This is a genomic window from [Bacillus] enclensis, from assembly GCF_001456935.1.
Lineage (GTDB): Bacteria > Bacillota > Bacilli > Bacillales > Bacillaceae_B > Rossellomorea > Rossellomorea enclensis.
On sequence record NZ_KQ758485.1, the window covers coordinates 443,704 to 459,238 of the forward strand.

The 15,535-nt window shown below is 49.7% G+C and carries 17 protein-coding genes; 15 read left to right on the forward strand and 2 right to left on the reverse strand.

Annotated features, from left to right (window positions below; translation table 11 throughout):
- Window positions 1-7 precede the first annotated feature (7 nt).
- The 13 genes from AS034_RS17175 to AS034_RS17235 all read left to right on the forward strand — a co-directional run bounded on the left by AS034_RS17175 (window position 8) and on the right by AS034_RS17235 (window position 9,550).
- Complete coding sequence (locus AS034_RS17175) at window positions 8-358, forward strand: YflT domain-containing protein (RefSeq protein ID WP_032086989.1); 351 nt, start codon at window positions 8-10, stop codon at window positions 356-358.
- A gap of 137 nt (window positions 359-495) precedes the next feature.
- Window positions 496-1,305: a pyridoxine/pyridoxal/pyridoxamine kinase gene (pdxK, locus tag AS034_RS17180; protein WP_032086990.1), complete on the forward strand. Its 810-nt coding sequence runs from the start codon at window positions 496-498 to the stop codon at window positions 1,303-1,305.
- A gap of 525 nt (window positions 1,306-1,830) precedes the next feature.
- Window positions 1,831-2,178 (forward strand): YojF family protein, encoded by a 348-nt coding sequence (locus AS034_RS17185; protein ID WP_032086991.1) that lies wholly within the window; start codon window positions 1,831-1,833, stop codon window positions 2,176-2,178.
- Window positions 2,179-2,194: 16 nt separating this feature from the next.
- A complete protein-coding gene (gene bshB2 / locus AS034_RS17190; RefSeq protein ID WP_032086992.1) occupies window positions 2,195-2,878 on the forward strand; it encodes a bacillithiol biosynthesis deacetylase BshB2 in 684 nt (227 codons plus the stop codon).
- Window positions 2,879-3,245: 367 nt separating this feature from the next.
- Entirely contained in the window at window positions 3,246-3,974 is a 729-nt protein-coding gene (locus AS034_RS17195) for an ABC transporter ATP-binding protein (RefSeq protein WP_058299485.1), read from the forward strand.
- Window positions 3,964-4,980: an ABC transporter permease gene (locus tag AS034_RS17200; protein WP_058299486.1), complete on the forward strand. Its 1,017-nt coding sequence runs from the start codon at window positions 3,964-3,966 to the stop codon at window positions 4,978-4,980. The genes AS034_RS17195 and AS034_RS17200 overlap by 11 nt, the downstream gene beginning before the upstream one ends.
- A gap of 29 nt (window positions 4,981-5,009) precedes the next feature.
- Window positions 5,010-5,657 (forward strand): TetR/AcrR family transcriptional regulator, encoded by a 648-nt coding sequence (locus AS034_RS17205; protein WP_058299487.1) that lies wholly within the window; start codon window positions 5,010-5,012, stop codon window positions 5,655-5,657.
- A gap of 101 nt (window positions 5,658-5,758) precedes the next feature.
- Window positions 5,759-6,550: an SDR family NAD(P)-dependent oxidoreductase gene (locus tag AS034_RS17210; RefSeq protein WP_058299488.1), complete on the forward strand. Its 792-nt coding sequence runs from the start codon at window positions 5,759-5,761 to the stop codon at window positions 6,548-6,550.
- Between the two features lie 497 nt (window positions 6,551-7,047).
- A complete protein-coding gene (locus AS034_RS17215; protein ID WP_058299489.1) occupies window positions 7,048-7,617 on the forward strand; it encodes a sigma-70 family RNA polymerase sigma factor in 570 nt (189 codons plus the stop codon).
- A 1-nt stretch (window position 7,618) separates the two neighbouring features.
- Window positions 7,619-7,837 (forward strand): hypothetical protein, encoded by a 219-nt coding sequence (locus tag AS034_RS17220; RefSeq protein ID WP_032086997.1) that lies wholly within the window; start codon window positions 7,619-7,621, stop codon window positions 7,835-7,837.
- A gap of 258 nt (window positions 7,838-8,095) precedes the next feature.
- Window positions 8,096-8,728, forward strand: a complete 633-nt coding sequence (locus AS034_RS17225) for a D-Ala-D-Ala carboxypeptidase family metallohydrolase (RefSeq protein ID WP_058299490.1) — start codon at window positions 8,096-8,098, stop codon at window positions 8,726-8,728.
- Window positions 8,729-8,746: 18 nt separating this feature from the next.
- On the forward strand, window positions 8,747-9,295 hold the full coding sequence (locus AS034_RS17230; RefSeq protein WP_058299491.1) for an N-acetylmuramoyl-L-alanine amidase family protein: 549 nt from the start codon (window positions 8,747-8,749) through the stop codon (window positions 9,293-9,295).
- A 90-nt stretch (window positions 9,296-9,385) separates the two neighbouring features.
- Window positions 9,386-9,550, forward strand: coding sequence for a YvrJ family protein (locus AS034_RS17235; RefSeq protein WP_141771974.1), 165 nt, complete (start codon window positions 9,386-9,388; stop codon window positions 9,548-9,550).
- Window positions 9,551-9,914: 364 nt separating this feature from the next.
- On the opposite strand, the gene AS034_RS17240 is transcribed toward AS034_RS17235, so the two are convergent.
- Window positions 9,915-11,006, reverse strand: a complete 1,092-nt coding sequence (locus AS034_RS17240) for a PQQ-dependent sugar dehydrogenase (protein WP_058299492.1) — start codon at window positions 11,004-11,006, stop codon at window positions 9,915-9,917.
- A gap of 59 nt (window positions 11,007-11,065) precedes the next feature.
- Window positions 11,066-11,935: a Cof-type HAD-IIB family hydrolase gene (locus AS034_RS17245; RefSeq protein ID WP_032087002.1), complete on the reverse strand. Its 870-nt coding sequence runs from the start codon at window positions 11,933-11,935 to the stop codon at window positions 11,066-11,068.
- A 229-nt stretch (window positions 11,936-12,164) separates the two neighbouring features.
- On the opposite strand from AS034_RS17245, the gene AS034_RS17250 reads away from it, so the two are divergent.
- Both AS034_RS17250 and AS034_RS17255 read left to right on the forward strand, forming a co-directional pair.
- A complete protein-coding gene (locus tag AS034_RS17250) occupies window positions 12,165-13,694 on the forward strand; it encodes a BCCT family transporter (RefSeq protein ID WP_074440053.1) in 1,530 nt (509 codons plus the stop codon).
- A gap of 484 nt (window positions 13,695-14,178) precedes the next feature.
- On the forward strand, window positions 14,179-15,492 hold the full coding sequence (locus AS034_RS17255; RefSeq protein ID WP_032087005.1) for a short-chain fatty acid transporter: 1,314 nt from the start codon (window positions 14,179-14,181) through the stop codon (window positions 15,490-15,492).
- The last annotated feature ends 43 nt before the right edge of the window (window positions 15,493-15,535 follow it).

Genomic DNA, 15,535 nt, shown 5'->3' on the forward strand with positions numbered 1-15,535 from the left:
GAGAAATATGTATAAAGTAGAAGTCGTTGAAAACGTGGTCGGAGCAAAAACGAAAATCGAATCGCTGACAACGGAAGGTTTCACAAAGGATGACATTTATGTCTTCGCACATGACAAAAAACGTTCAGAGGACATCACTGAAGGTACACACACCGAATCAATCGGCGTAAAGGAACAGGGCATGATCGAAAGCATGGGTAACCTGTTCAAAAGCCGCGGTGATGAACTGCGTACGAAAATGAAAGCCGTCGGCATGAACCAGACCGAAGCCGACACCTACGAAGAAGAGCTCGACAAAGGCAAACTCGTCATCGTCGCTTCAAAAGAAGCAAGGGCGAATAACGCCAGCCCTTTCTGATTTGACTGAAAGCCCGTCCCGCGATAACGGACGGGCTTTTTTCATGGTTCAAAAGATTGAACATTTGTAATTACGCCGGCAGTATTATATCCTTTATTCAGACAAAAAATGGACACGACAATAGGAGGTAATCACCCATGACTTTGAAAAAGACCCTTACAATCGCAGGATCCGATACGAGCGGCGGCGCCGGAATCCAGGCGGACCTGAAGACATTCCAGGAACACGGCGTGTACGGAATGACCGCCCTGACCACGGTCGTCACCATGGATCCTAACAACCACTGGCATCATAATGTCCACCCGCTTTCTATCGACACACTGGAAGCACAGTTGGAAACGGTCCTTTCCGTCGGGATCGACGCGATGAAGACAGGCATGCTCGGAACGGTTGAAATCATCGAGCTTGCAGCTAAGAAAATCGACCAATTCGGCTTGGATAAAGTCGTGATCGACCCTGTCATGGTGTGCAAAGGGGAAGACGAAGTACTGAACCCCGAAACGACCGACGCCATGAGGGAGCACCTCCTTCAGCGCGCGACAGTCGTAACGCCGAACCTGTTCGAAGCAGGCCAGCTTGCACAGACCGGCCCGATCAAAACGATCGACGGCATGAAAGAAGCCGCCAAGAAAATTCATGACCTCGGCGCGAAGAACGTCATCATCAAAGGCGGCAAGCAGCTCGAACACGACAAGGCACTCGACCTCTTCTACGACGGCAAAGAGTTCACGCTGCTGGAAGAAGAAAAAGTGGAAACATCCTACAACCACGGCGCCGGCTGCACGTTCGCAGCGGCCATCACATCCAACCTTGCAAACGGCCAGGATGTGAAGGAAGCAGTCCAAAACGCGAAGAAATTCGTCACGGCTGCAATCAAGCACGGTTTTAAACTAAACGAATATGTAGGCCCGGTCATGCATGGTGCTTATAATCGTTTTGAAAAATAATATTTTGCTTTTAGGGTATGGGTGCCAGGCACAGATTGGATGATTTGTGCCTGGCACCTTTTTTGTGTTCGGGGCTGGGACCGGCACTGGATCGCGATTTTTCGACAAGTGGCGCAATTAATTGGAATTCGGCGCAATTATCAAGATAGTGGCGCAATTAATTAAAATTTGGCGCAATAATGTCGAAAGTGGCGCAATTAATATTACTATATTATTATTCCAGGCTTTGAGGGGTGTTTTCATAGCCTGCTTAAAGTAGGAATAGTATTAAAAATGGCATTCCCTTAAGCAAAAAGGTACAGCTCGGTTAAAAGAAAAGAAAATTTGTCAAAACCCATTTAAAAATGACTTTATATCCTTTCATTCCAGCTTCTCCATCCACCCAAGCTGTCTCAGGTGCTTCCCCCATCTCCCCATCTGAAAACGTGGCAGCCTTCTAAACAGACTTTTCGCTTTCACCGAAAAACTTTAGTAAAATGGAACATAATACGTAAGAGTCTTTTCTGTATCTAAGGAGGAAATGGAATGGAACCGATCAAGATCGATGACGCGCAGGGATTGATCAATCAATTCGCCCGTCAGGATGTCTACATACATTTGGAAACGACGAACGGGGCGTACGCCGCTCATTTCAACGAGGGCTTTTTCAATGCGGGCGCCTATATCCGCAATGCGAAGGTCAATTACGAACACGGGAAAATCATCGGGGACGGACCTTTCCGTGTCGGTCTGAAGATCGAGCTTGGCTGGATTTACGCAGAAGGCCTCACCCACTACGAAATGGATGAGCACGGCCGCCTGCTCATGGCCGGTCACGGTGCTGACGGAAAGCTTGCCGTTGCACTTGAGATCAGCCCGACTCCGTTTAATTAAGAAAGGAGAGTCCAAAATGGAAAAAGAAAAACAAGTACTGGTCATCTTTCCTCACCCGGATGATGAAGCATTCGGCGTATCCGGAACGATTTCAACCCATATAAACAGCGGCACACCTGTGACGTACGCATGCCTCACACTAGGTGAAATGGGGCGCAATCTAGGGAATCCCCCGTTTGCAACCCGTGAATCACTGCCGCTCATCCGTAAGAAAGAACTCAAAAAAGCAGCCGAAGCGATGGGCATCAAAGACCTCCGAATGATGGGCTACCGAGATAAAACGCTCGAATTTGAGAACGATGAGAAGCTTGCCAACATGGTGACGGAGCTGATCGAAGAACTCGATCCGTCGCTGATCATCAGCTTCTACCCAGGCTACTCGGTCCATCCCGACCACGAAGCGACGGCGCGTGCGGTCGTCCGTGCGGTGCGCCGCCTGCCGAAGGATGCACGTCCGAAACTGCACTGCCTGGCGTTCTCCAAGGATTGCCGCGAAGAACTGGGCGAACCGGATATCGTCAACGACATCACCCAAGTAAGGGATCAAAAGATCGAAACGCTGAAAGCCCACATCTCCCAGACAGCCTGGATGCTTCAGGATCTCGAAAAAGGCCTGAAAACAAACGACCCGGAAGCCCTTAAATGGGTCACCACCGAAGTCTTCTGGAGCTATCAGTGGGAAAATGACAAAGTAGATTAATCAATAAAAAAACAGAGCGCCTACACCAAAGCATGGAACATTCGATGAATGTTTCATGCTTTTTATTTTATACAAAGTTACGTTGTGGTTTGTAATCATTCTGTTAAGCCTGTTCCAGCTGTTGGTTGGAGTGAAAGGCGAAGACTCCTGCGGGAAGAGTAGCTAATGTGAGACCCCGCAGGAGCGAAAGCGACGAGGAGGCTCACGGACTACCCGCGGAAAGCGAAGTCTTTCACGGAAACCAACAGCGGAATTCGAAGGTAAATAAATGAGTGATTACTCACTTTACAAATCCACCCAAACCATTTATATTAAAAAGTGAGTAATCACTCACTACCCAAACATCACCAACGAAAGGTGTGAAATCATGAACCCAATTATTCGATTAAAAGATGTTTCAAAATCATTTAAAACACAGCATGTATTGAAAAATGTTTCCCTCGATATCGAACCCGGCGAAATCTACGGCCTTCTCGGCCCGTCCGGTTCAGGGAAGACGACGATGATCAAAATGATGATCGGCCTTGAGCTTCCTTCAGAAGGAACCGTGACCTTCAAGGGAAGCGAACTGAAAGCAAGGACCTTGTATCCCTCGATCGGTTACATGGCACAGTCTGATGCCCTCTATGAGGAGCTGACCGCCAAGGAGAATCTCGATTTCACTGCCTCGCTTTACGGGCTGAAAAAAGCGCAGCGAAAGCAGCAGATCGAGAAAGTGATGGAGCTGGTCGACCTCCTCCCCCATCTCGAGAAGCCTGTGCATCAGTTTTCCGGGGGCATGAAAAGAAGGCTGTCGCTGGCGATCGCCCTACTCCATGATCCGGATGTCCTTTTCCTTGATGAACCGACTGTCGGGATCGACCCGGTGCTCAGAAAAGAGATATGGGATGGATTTCATAAACTCAAAGACGAAGGCCGGACCATCATCATCACCACCCACGTCATGGATGAAGCGGAGCGCTGCGACCGCCTGGGGCTCCTGCAGCATGGGGAGATCATATCGAGTGACACACCCCGGGCTATCAAATCCGCTTACGGTGTGGATTCCATCGAAGACGTATTTTTGAAAAATGGAGGTGTTTCTCTTGAGAATTAGCGGTTTTGTCGTTCGCATCATCAGGCAGCTTTTTCGGGATAAACGAACGCTTGCGCTTATGTTCCTCGCCCCTCTTTTAATTTTGACGATGCTTTCGCTTGTGTTTTCCTCGGAGGATTATGAACCGAAAGTGGCCGTGGTCGATGTACCCCAGCCCCTCCAGGCAAAGCTTGACCTTGATGATTTCGAGCGCTTTGAAAATAAAGATGAGGCACTTTCTGCGATGAAGGACGGGGACCTGGACGGATACGTCACGTTTGACGATTCCAAAACGCCTGATATCACCGTCGAAGGGAGCGACCCGTCGGTTAACGGGGCCGTGCTGAAGAAGGTCCAGACCCTCTTCCCATCCCAATCTATGAATCTGGCTGACTCGGTAACGTTTTTATATGGAAATGAAGACATGGGGATGTTTGATTCGTTCGGGCCGGTGCTGCTTGGATTCTTCGTGTTCTTCTTCGTCTTCCTGGTTAGCGGGGTCTCATTTTTACGAGAAAGGACGACCGGCACGCTTGAAAGGCTGCTGGCTTCGCCGATCAAAATTTGGGAGATGGTCTTGAGCTATGTGATCGGATTCGGGATTGTGACGCTGCTGCAGGCGGCGCTGATATCCTGGTTTTCCATCTATATACTCGATATGATGATGGCAGGCAGCTTTTTTAACGTACTGATCGTGATCGTACTGCTTTCGTTCACGGCACTGACGCTGGGGATCCTGCTGTCGGCGTTCGCGAAAAATGAGCTTCAGATGATGCAGTTCATCCCGATCGTCGTGGTTCCGCAGATCTTTTTTTCCGGGCTGTTCAACCTTGACACGATTTCGGAGTGGCTCAGCTGGGTGGGGCCGCTGACGCCGCTCTATTATGCAGCCGGCGCGCTCCGGGATGTGATGATCCGCGGGTTTGGCTTCGGCGATCTGCTGTTCAATCTCTCGGTCCTTGCCGGATTTTCACTGCTGTTCATGATCCTCAATGTTGCAGCGCTGAAAAAATACCGTAAAATATAAGGTACTACGACTACGTTAGGGGTTTACACATGGCTGAGGAAAAAGATATTTTCAAGCAATTATTCGAACAGGAGGAACCGTTCACGGAGAAGCAGCAGAAGATCGTGGAAGCCGCGATCGAGATGTTTGCCGAAAAAGGCTACGCCTCCACTTCGACAAGCCAGATCGCCAAGAAAGCAGGCGTGGCCGAAGGAACGATCTTCCGTCATTATAAAACGAAGAAGGATCTGCTTCTGTCGATCGTATCTCCGACCATGGCCAAACTGATCGCGCCGTTCGTGATCCGCGATATCAACAAAGTATTGGACGCCAGATACGAACGCTACGAAGATTTTCTGAAGGCGATGATCCTGAACCGCCAGGAATTTCTGAAGGATAATATGACCGTCTTTAAAATCCTGATCCAGGAGATCCCGTTCCACCCTGAACTGAAGGAACAGTTCAAGGAGCATATCGCGCGTAAGATTTTCGAAAAATTCACCGCCCTTGTCGATCACTACAAAGAGAAAGGCCAGATCATCGACCTTCCGTCACCTGCTGTGGTGCGCTTCTCGGCGACCAGCATCTTCGGCCTGCTGCTCGTCCGCTATGTGTTCCTCCCCGAGGAAGACTGGGATGACGAGAAGGAAATCGAGATGACGGTGCAGATGATCATGAATGGTGTGGGAAAAGAGTAGAACGTAATGAGCTCCGGCTGCGTCCGGGGCTCTTTTTTTATGCCGTTTTACGCCAGGGTTTCACGGGTAACATACATTACATAGTTAAAGGAGGAATTCTGATGAACTTTCCATTTCATGATAAAACGCTGGAAGGACAGCATATTTTAATCACCGGGGCGACCGGCGGAATCGGGTATGCTGCGGCAAAAGCAGCCGTCGCTGCCGGTGCGCGGGTGACGATCACGGGACGAAATGAAGAGAAATTGAGTGAGTTGAAGCAGGAGTGCGGGGACGGCGACGTATTCGCGGTCAGAGCGGATCTGTCCAAGCCCCAGGCGCGCGACCAGCTGGTCGAGGCAGCCGCGAACGAATTCGGTCCAATCACCGGCCTCCTCAATTCAGCCGGGATTGGCGGCGGTGACATCGTTGAAAACCTGTCTGAAGAAGATCTGCGGGGCATCATGGAACTCAATTATTTTTCTCTGGTCGAACTCACGCAGCTCGTTTATAAAGGCATGAAAGACAAGGAAAAAGGATCGATCGTCAACATCGCTTCCCTCTCAGGGCTCCGGGGTACGCACGGCAACTCAGCATACAGTGCATCCAAGTTCGCGGTGGTCGGCTTCACGCAGGCGTTCGCCCTTGAAGCGATTGAACACGGCGTACGCGTCAATGCGGTGTGCCCGGGATATGTGGATACCGAAATGGGCCGGAACGCCATCAAATCAAAAGGTGAACGCAACGGCCGCAGCTACGAGGAGCAGCTGGAACTTGCAAAAGAAAGCATCCCGTCCGGCCGGCTGACTTCTCCTGAAGAAGTGGCGAACACAATCGTGTATCTGTTGAGTGATGCAGCCGAAAACATCGTCGGCGAGTCCGTCAAGATCTCGGGCGGAAGCGTGATGAGGTGATTTTTTGGAGTTGTGACCGCTGTTTTCAATAGCAGCGGCCACATTTTTGATGAAATGACGGACCTTTGTGTTTGGTGAGGAAGCATATACAGCGAATTTGGGAGTGAAACAAGCGCCGGCTGGACGTTTATTATCAAAAACGGAGGTTATATTATCAAGAATCCAATTATATTATCAAAACCGGACATTTTATTATCAAAAATTAAAATATATTATCAAGTCGCCCGCCAGTCCCAATCCACCCCTCTGACCCGGCCGCACACACTTAATACGTCCATACTCCCATCTCCATCCTCCCCGTCCAAAAATTAGTCCCTTCCGCTCTTCACAAAAATATCCATTCTATGGTTTAATGAATAGTACATTGGAACGATATTAATCAATGAGGTTGTCATTTTTTTAACGAAGGTTTCTTTATATACTAAAAGCAGGAGAAGGATCCGCCGCTTTTTTTTTAACAATTTAACCGAACATACGTTCTAATGGTGGTGAAAAAAATGGACTCATTGAAAGAAAGATTTTACCGTATCTACCCGGATTTAAAGGGAAATAAAGCAGTGGAATCGTTTATGAACCGGCCCGAACACCAGGAACTTTTGAGAGAATTTTTGACGTCGCCGAGTGCATCGTCGGAGGATTGCCTGAATGAGGCATTCAAGGCCCATTATTTCGGAATCAGATTCACTTCCTATGTCAGTTCATCCTTATATTTTCATAGCGTCAATTTTGATAAAAAAATCCGCCTTCACCGCGGCAGGCAGCTCTTGACCCTCGATCAGCCGCTCGGCGGTGATGAAGACGGTACATTCAAGGACATGATACCGGGGCACGGTGAGCCGATCTCTTTGCCCGAACAAAGCCTGGAAGAATCCATCACGGATGACAGCCTCCTCCATGCATACAGAAAACTCACAGACCGGCAGAAGGAGATCCTTGACCTGGCTTATGTCAGGGAGCTGAGCGATACCGAAATCGCAGAAATCCTGAACATATCACAGCAGGCTGTTTCGAAATCCCATAAAAAAGCCTTGGCAAAATTAAAAGAAGAATTACGGAAGGAGAACTGAAATGAACGCACTTTATGACATGGTAAAAGAAGCGCAGGATGACAGTCTTTATGAAGTGAATGTGGTGCAGAGCTTCGAGCCGAAGATCAAAAAGTCGCTGCGCCTGACGCATCTGGAGAACAGGGAAGATCTCGAACAGGAACTCAGGATCAAGGTGATCGGATATGTACGCAGTTATTCACTCGAAGACGTTCCTGGATTGTTTGATTTACGAAAATAAGCGCCCCGAAAGGACCAGTAAACACGTCTCCCCCTCGTGTTTACTGGTCCTTTTTGATTTTCTTACAAAGTTTCGGAAGCGGGTTGTAAATTAGCACCCCTCTCCTTCTTTATAAGGTGTAAGGCAAACAAAACAGCGTAAGAAGCGGCAGGGATGGCCGCTCTTATCCTGCATCCCTTTTGGATGTCTCACAACCCAAACCACGTCCTCAGCGCTTCACAATGCGCGATGGGCAATCCAAAAAAGGGAGATGTTTTGATGAACTGGACAAGAACAATGAGAAATGGTGACTCCGGCAGTGATGTTAAGGAACTTCAGATCCGTGTTGCAGGCTGGGCTGCAGATTCCCCTTCGCAGACGAGAGTAGCAGTAGACGGGGCATTCGGTCCCGGAACCGAGGCCGCCGTGAAGAGGTTCCAGCGTGCGTATGGGCTCTCAGCGGACGGAATTGCCGGTCCCGCTACCCACACTCAGTTAAATGCACTGGAAAGCAGCGACGGGTCGACCGCCCACTTCAGCTTCAGTGAATTTTATTCAAAAGACGGCAGCGGATTTTCCGGAGGGAAGGTCGGTTCCACACAGGTAAAAGAAAATGTCCGCCGCTTGATGTATAAGCTTGAAGCCCTCCGCAAAAAGCTTGGCAACGTGCCGATCACGATCAACTCAGGATTCAGGAGCATCAGCCACAACAGCAGCGTAGGCGGCGCATCGAACAGCATGCACCTGTACGGCGTGGCATCCGATACAAACCCTTCAGGAAAAACGCCTTCCCAGACAGCCGAAATCGCAAAAACATGCGGATTCAGCGGCATCATCAAATACAATACGTTCGTCCATGTCGACAGCCGCATCGAATATCCATACGGATCTCAATTCTGGTACTGGGCGTAGGAAGGGAGGATGATCAGTATGCCAACGATTGTACTTGATCCCGGACACGGCGGGAACGATCCCGGGGCAGCCGGTAACGGTCTCCAGGAGAAACAGCTGACACTTACCATCGCTTCAAAGGTAAAAACACTTCTTGAAGAACAATATATCGTGGACGCCATCATGACCCGGACCTCGGATGTCTATGTCGGACTATCAGAGCGGGCCCAGTTCGCAAATGGAATCGGAGCTGATTACTTCGTCTCCTTCCACCACAACGCCGGCGGCGGGACCGGGTTTGAAAGCTATATCTATCCCGGCACGTCGGGCACGGAAACAGGAAGGCGCCAGGACGTCCTTCATGCTGAAATCATGAAGTTTTATGGGGGCTACGGACTCCGTGACCGCGGACAGAAGGAAGCCAACTTCGCCGTCCTCAGGGAAACCGCGATGCCTGCGATCCTGCTTGAAAATCTGTTCATTGACCATGAGGGCGATGCTTCACTTTTAAAAAATGCCTCGTTCATCCAGGATCTTGCCGTGGCGATTGCCTCAGGGATCGCCAAAGCAGTCAACCTGCAGCCTTGATTTAGATTATGACCTGGCTCCGGGTAGTTAAACCCCTATACAGGCTATCCCCGGCCCCGCACCACACACCATCTTTAAGGAGGTCTCGCAATGGAATATTCAGTGTTCATACAATTGCTGGGTAACTTCGGTTTTCCGATTGCAGTCACTCTCTTTCTGCTCGTCAAGCTTGAGAAGAAACTCGAACAGCTCGAGCTTGCCATCCACGCCTTGTCGAAAGCCTTCTCCAAACAGGAAGGCAAGAGCGATAAATAGTATTTCCGCCTTGTAAAAGAGAGGGAGCCAAATCCGGTTCCCTCTCTTTTTTTATACGAAAATATAAAGAACTCTTTTACTAGATTCTAGTACTTTCAAACAAGCCTTTCTTCCTTATTTATCATAAAATAAAAGGAGGTCATAATATGTATAAAACCAGCACCGGCACAGGCCGCGCCAAGATTTCTTTCACATTTAACATCGAACGTTTCACTGCCCATCTGTTAGACATTTTGACAAGAGAATGACCCCGCCGGCTCCCCTCTGAACTGGCCGTCCAGTGACTTTTCTTGATTTTCTGGACAAGTTGTTTTTTCAACCAAAAAAGCCTCTCCCGCTCATTAAGGGAAAGGCTTTTCTTATCTTATTCTTCCAGTGTTAAAGAATTCATGTCCACTTGATATAGCTTGTCATCATTCTCTTTCGGGAGCCCCCTGCCGTCCGTGTTATTTGACACGAAATAAAGAGTGTCCCCTTCCACGAGCACGTCCCGGATACGCCCGAACCCTTTGATCAGAGTTTTGACCTCTTTCGTCCCCGGGTCAAACAGCTTCACGCTCTGGCCGCCAAGGGCCGCGAACACAAGCTTATCATTCCAGAAATCCGCACCCGACGGAGCCCATGAAGGTTCTCCCGAATGGGCAAGCGGTGAGACCATGCCTTCGGCTTTTTCGTCACCCGTGATCTCCGGCCAGCCGTAATTCTTCCCGGCTACGATCAGGTTTACCTCATCGTAGCCGTTCGGCCCGTGTTCCGTTCCGTACAGTTTCCCGGCTTCATTCCAGGCAAGTCCCTGGGGATTGCGGTGGCCATATGTGTACACCGGGGAATCAGCGAACGGATTGTCATCCGGAATGCTGCCGTCGAGGTTGATGCGCAGGATTTTGCCTCCGAGGAAGGAAAGTTCCTGGGCTTTTTCTTCCTGCGTGGCGTCACCCGTCGTGATATACAGCTTCCCGTCGGGGCCGATCTTCAGCCGGCCGCCGTGATGGTACTGTGCCCCGCTCGGGATCTTATCGAGGAGTACACGGGTTTCATCCCACGCATCCCCCGACCTTTTCAGCACCACGACTCTGTTATAGGGGGTCCCGTCCTCCGCGTTGTACGTATAGTAGGCGAATGCCTGTTGATTCTCTTTGAAATCAGGGTGGGGGACGAGTCCCATGAAACCTGCCTCGGGCTGGCTGGCAAGCGGCTTGGAGAGATTCACTTTCACCTTGGCCTGCCTGCCTTCCTTGATTTCCACGATGCCGCCGGTCCGCTCCGTCAGGTAGAAATCGCCCCCGTCCTTCACAATCGACCAGGGGATGGAGAGGTTCTCTGCAAGTATTTTATGTTGGGTCTCACGCTTGCTGACCGACTCGCTCTCTTCTTCCTGTTGTCCTCCGCATGATGTGAGAATGAGCAGAAGTCCGATCATCGGGATCATTCTTTTCTTACTAAAAAAAGATCTCATCGGCCGCTGTCTCCTTTATCATTTTTTCATCAGTATGGACAACCATTGAAGAATTCAACCTATTTCACTGGAGATTGAATGGCCTCCCTGATGGCTTTTGCCACTCCGTCATCACGGTTTGCCGCTGTCTGGTACGTGCAGAATTCCTTGATTTGAGCGAGCGCATTGCCCATCGCGACCGGACGGCCGACCACTTTCATCATCGACAGGTCATTGAGGTTGTCCCCCATTGCCATCCCGTCCTCCGGGGAAAGTCCTTTTTCCTTTAACACTTTCTCCAATGCAACGCCTTTCTGCGCCTCGATGCTGTTCACTTCAAGGTTTTCTTTCCCGGATGAGCTGACCGCGATTCCGTCGATGTTCTTCAGCTTTTCATTCGCTGCCTTCAGCTGTTCATCGTCAAAAGAGAAGACGAGGAATTTATAAACAAGCTGGGAATCGTCATTGAAAATCGCACCGTAATCGTCGACGAGCCTGATATGACCATTTTCAAAACGTTCACGCGCCGCCTGTCTCACCTGTTCCTCCGTCACATCGGGGTTCGCTGTCGTAAAGATATCCACGATCAGTTCGATTCCCATATCATAGTTTTCCGTGTACGTACCCTTGTCGGTGTAAACTTCAAAGTATATGCCAGTCTCATTGAGGGCTGCTGCGATTTGCTTTGCATGAGAGGACTCTATGCCCGCTTGATGGACGATCTGTCCTTCTTTACTTCTGACTTCCGCCCCGTTCACGCAGATGATATCGCAGGATATTCCGGCATCCTTAAGCACGTGACGCGCCTCTTCATAGGAACGTCCCGTTGCCACGATCACTTCGATTCCCTGCTTCTGAGCGTCAAGGATCGCCTGTTTATTCGCTTCCGAGATTTCCTGGTTTTCATTTAATAATGTTCCATCCATATCGCTTGTAATGCTCGTAATCATGATCCTACACCTTTCATTTCTGTATTTTTCACATGCTGTCATTCTATTCTTCTTTAGCATTTGCTCTCTGTGCATTTGTTATTTAGTCATTGTATCAGAACGCTCCTGTTTTTGACATTCTCGCGCCTTTTATACAGAAATATTGAATGTTCATGCATGACAGGGGGGTGATTGGGGTATGAGAATAATAGGCAGGTGTGCAGAAAAAACATAAGGAGGGATTCTTAATTTGGAGAATCGTAAAAATTTAAATAAAGTTTTTTGGATTTCGGCGGTTGCAATCGCCATTTTAGTTGTTTTCGGTGCCGTCTTTCCCAAACTGTTTGCAAAAGGGGCAAATGCAGCATTCGGGTTCACTACATATGCATTCGGCTGGTTTTACTTATTATCCGTACTTATTTTTGTTTTATTTTTAGTGGCACTGGCCATAAGCAAATACGGGAAAATCAGGCTTGGACGTGATGATGAAAGGCCTGAGTACCCATTCTTCACCTGGATCGGGATGCTGTTTTCAGCCGGATTCGGGATTGGACTCGTCTTCTGGGGAATAGCCGAACCGATGAGCCATTTTTTCGAAACGCCTTACCCTTCGACGGAACCGCTGACAAAAGAAGCAGCGCGGCTTTCGATGGCGTATTCCTTTTTCCATTGGGGCGTCAGCCAATGGTCCGTCTTCACCATTGTCGGCCTGATCATCGCTTACTTCCAGTTCAGGAAAGGGGAAAACGGCTTGATCTCCACTTCCCTTTCCCCGATGTTCGGCAAACGCAAACGGGCTAAAGGCATCAAGAATACAATCGATATCCTTGCCGTCATCGCAACCGTCATGGGGGTGGCCACGTCGCTGGGACTTGGGATCCTTCAGATCAACGGCGGATTGAACACCGTATTCGGGATGGATGACAGCACCCTCAGCCAGCTGCTGATTGTGCTTGTACTGCTGATCCTTTACCTGACTTCCTCGACGACGGGGCTAGACAAGGGGATCAAGTGGCTCAGCAATCTCAATCTGTCACTCGCGCTCCTGCTCATGCTGTTCGTCTTTATTGCAGGGCCGACCGTTTTCATACTCAATACGTTCACACTGGGGATCGGTGATTATATCACCAACTTCATCCGGTACAGCCTGCGCCTCACCCCTTATCAGGGTGGGTCATGGGTGCAGGACTGGACGATTTTCTACTGGGCATGGGCAATCGCCTGGTCTCCGTTCGTCGGTGCGTTCGTCGCCCGCGTCTCAAGGGGCAGGACGATCAGGGAATTCATCATCGGGGTGCTGGTCATCCCGCCGATGATCGCCCTGCTTTGGATTGCCATCTTCGGCGGAACGGCCCTGCACTTTGACCTGTTCGGCGGAACATCGATCGCAGAAGCCGTCAATCAGGATGTAACCAAAGCATTGTTCACGACCTACGCCGAGCTTCCGTTCACGATGCTCCTGAATGTGCTCTCGATCCTATTGATCTTCACATTCCTGATCACATCAGCCGACTCGGCCACCTATATCCTGAGCAGCATGACAACCGAAGGCAGCCTGAACCCGCCGATGCTCGTCAAAATTGTATGGGGCGTACTCATCGCCGCCATCGCCGCCGTCCTTCTCCTCTCAAGCGGACTCGAAGGCCTGCAGACAGCATCACTCGTATCAGCCCTGCCATTCACCGTCATCCTGCTGCTCATGTGCTTCACCCTCTTCAAACTACTAAGAAAAGAAATACTGCCAAAACCAAAACCAAAAAAGCACAAACAAGCTCAATAACAATTTTTCCGGTCCTCTTTCAAAGGGGGCCGTTTTTTGTTTCCCGATTGTTATTTACTGGATAATATCTTGTTTAATTTTATCTATATTAAAGTCCGGAGTGGATTGGAGCGGAAGGCATTTGACTCCGGCGGGAGATAGAGGAAAGGTCGAGACCTGTCCAGCTCCGGCGGTTAGCCCCTCGAGGTCATAAGCTAAATGGCCCAAGAAGGCAAAAAGCGCCTTCCCGGACCATTCATCTTATACTTGTCGGGGCTGAACGAACCGCCTGTGCATTTCCTCCCGCAGGAGCGCAGCGACGAGGAGGCTCGACTTCCTCCCCGCGGAAAGCAAATGCCTGGAGCGCAAAGGAACGGTCCTGAATTTTATCCAAACTAAATTATAAGAAAATTCGACATCTTGAAAGGGTTTTCACACAACATTATAGAAGTATAAGAATCGGGATGGTTTTAAAAAGAAAAAAACACAAAGGGGAGAAAATGAATTGAAACCGTTAATTTCACTATCAAACCGGATCATGCAGCGGTACCTGCCCGATCCGTTTCTGTTTGTGGTCATCCTGACCCTCGTCGTATTCGGGTTGGGACTCATCTTCACAGACAGCACAAGCATCCAGATGGTCCAGTTCTGGGGAGAAGGATTCTGGGCGCTATTGGCATTCTCCATGCAGATGGTCCTGGTTCTCGTAACCGGCTATGTACTTGCGAGCAGCCCGATCTTCAAACGATTCCTCGGCTTCCTTGCTTCATTTGCAAAATCGCCGGGATCGGCCATCGTCATCGTCACGGTCGTTTCGATGATCGCAAGCTGGATAAACTGGGGCTTCGGACTTGTCATTGGGGCACTTTTCGCGAAAGAACTCGCAAAACGGGTCAAAAACGTGGATTACCGTTTGCTGATTGCAAGTGCATATTCAGGGTTCGTCGTCTGGCATGCAGGATTTTCAGGCTCGATTCCATTATCAATCGCGACCGAGGGACATCCGTTTCAGGATTTGATCGGCGTCATATCGACCGGCGACACGATTTTTGCTTCATTCAATCTTATTATCGTTGCCGTTCTGTTCGTCGTCCTGCCGATCACCGCAAGACTGTTGATGCCTTCGAAGGACGAGACCGTAACAGTTGATCCTTCACTCTTCAACGAAACTGCTGCGGCAGTTGAGACAGAAGCGCTGACGCCAGCTGAAAAAATGGAAAACAGCATGGTCCTCTCCGTGGTCATCGGGATTCTCGGTGTGATTTTCCTTGGGTACTATTTTGTAAAAAATGGCTTTGCCCTCAACCTGGATATCGTTAACTTCCTGTTCCTGTTCCTCGGCATCCTTTTCCACGGGACACCGAAGCGGTTCCTGGCTGCCGTACAGGAAGCGATCAAAGGGGCAAGCGGAATCGTCATCCAGTTCCCGTTCTATGCAGGGATCATGGGGATGATGACGGCATCCGGTCTGGCCGTGGTCATGTCAGAAGCCTTCGTATCGATTTCAAATGATGTGACATTCTATTTCTTCGCATTCATCAGTGCGGGGATCGTCAATTTCTTCGTTCCTTCAGGCGGAGGACAGTGGGCGGTTCAGGCTCCGATCATGCTCGATGCTGCCCAGACCCTCGATGCCTCCGTGGCAAAAACAGCTATGGCGGTTGCCTGGGGAGATGCGTGGACGAACTTGATCCAGCCGTTCTGGGCGCTGCCTGCCCTTGCCATCGCAGGACTGAAGGCAAAGGATATTATGGGCTACTGCGTATTTATCCTTGTCATCAGCGGAATCGTCATTTCACTTGGATTGTTATTTTTATAAATCAACCGGGCCGGCTTAAAAAAAGGACGGCCCGGCTTCCTTA

What these genes read in the sequence shown, in the direction of transcription:
- bshB2 (WP_032086992.1), top strand. Translation starts at nt 2,195, where the DNA reads ATGGAAAAAGAAAAACAAGTACTGGTCATCTTTCCTCACCCGGATGAT.
- AS034_RS17240 (WP_058299492.1), bottom strand. Translation starts at nt 11,006, where the DNA reads ATGAGATCTTTTTTTAGTAAGAAAAGAATGATCCCGATGATCGGACTT.
- AS034_RS17205 (WP_058299487.1), top strand. Translation starts at nt 5,010, where the DNA reads ATGGCTGAGGAAAAAGATATTTTCAAGCAATTATTCGAACAGGAGGAA.
- AS034_RS17215 (WP_058299489.1), top strand. Translation starts at nt 7,048, where the DNA reads ATGGACTCATTGAAAGAAAGATTTTACCGTATCTACCCGGATTTAAAG.
- AS034_RS17220 (WP_032086997.1), top strand. Translation starts at nt 7,619, where the DNA reads ATGAACGCACTTTATGACATGGTAAAAGAAGCGCAGGATGACAGTCTT.
- AS034_RS17225 (WP_058299490.1), top strand. Translation starts at nt 8,096, where the DNA reads ATGAACTGGACAAGAACAATGAGAAATGGTGACTCCGGCAGTGATGTT.
- AS034_RS17235 (WP_141771974.1), top strand. Translation starts at nt 9,386, where the DNA reads ATGGAATATTCAGTGTTCATACAATTGCTGGGTAACTTCGGTTTTCCG.
- AS034_RS17195 (WP_058299485.1), top strand. Translation starts at nt 3,246, where the DNA reads ATGAACCCAATTATTCGATTAAAAGATGTTTCAAAATCATTTAAAACA.
- AS034_RS17245 (WP_032087002.1), bottom strand. Translation starts at nt 11,935, where the DNA reads ATGATTACGAGCATTACAAGCGATATGGATGGAACATTATTAAATGAA.
- AS034_RS17185 (WP_032086991.1), top strand. Translation starts at nt 1,831, where the DNA reads ATGGAACCGATCAAGATCGATGACGCGCAGGGATTGATCAATCAATTC.
- AS034_RS17210 (WP_058299488.1), top strand. Translation starts at nt 5,759, where the DNA reads ATGAACTTTCCATTTCATGATAAAACGCTGGAAGGACAGCATATTTTA.
- pdxK (WP_032086990.1), top strand. Translation starts at nt 496, where the DNA reads ATGACTTTGAAAAAGACCCTTACAATCGCAGGATCCGATACGAGCGGC.
- AS034_RS17175 (WP_032086989.1), top strand. Translation starts at nt 8, where the DNA reads ATGTATAAAGTAGAAGTCGTTGAAAACGTGGTCGGAGCAAAAACGAAA.
- AS034_RS17230 (WP_058299491.1), top strand. Translation starts at nt 8,747, where the DNA reads ATGCCAACGATTGTACTTGATCCCGGACACGGCGGGAACGATCCCGGG.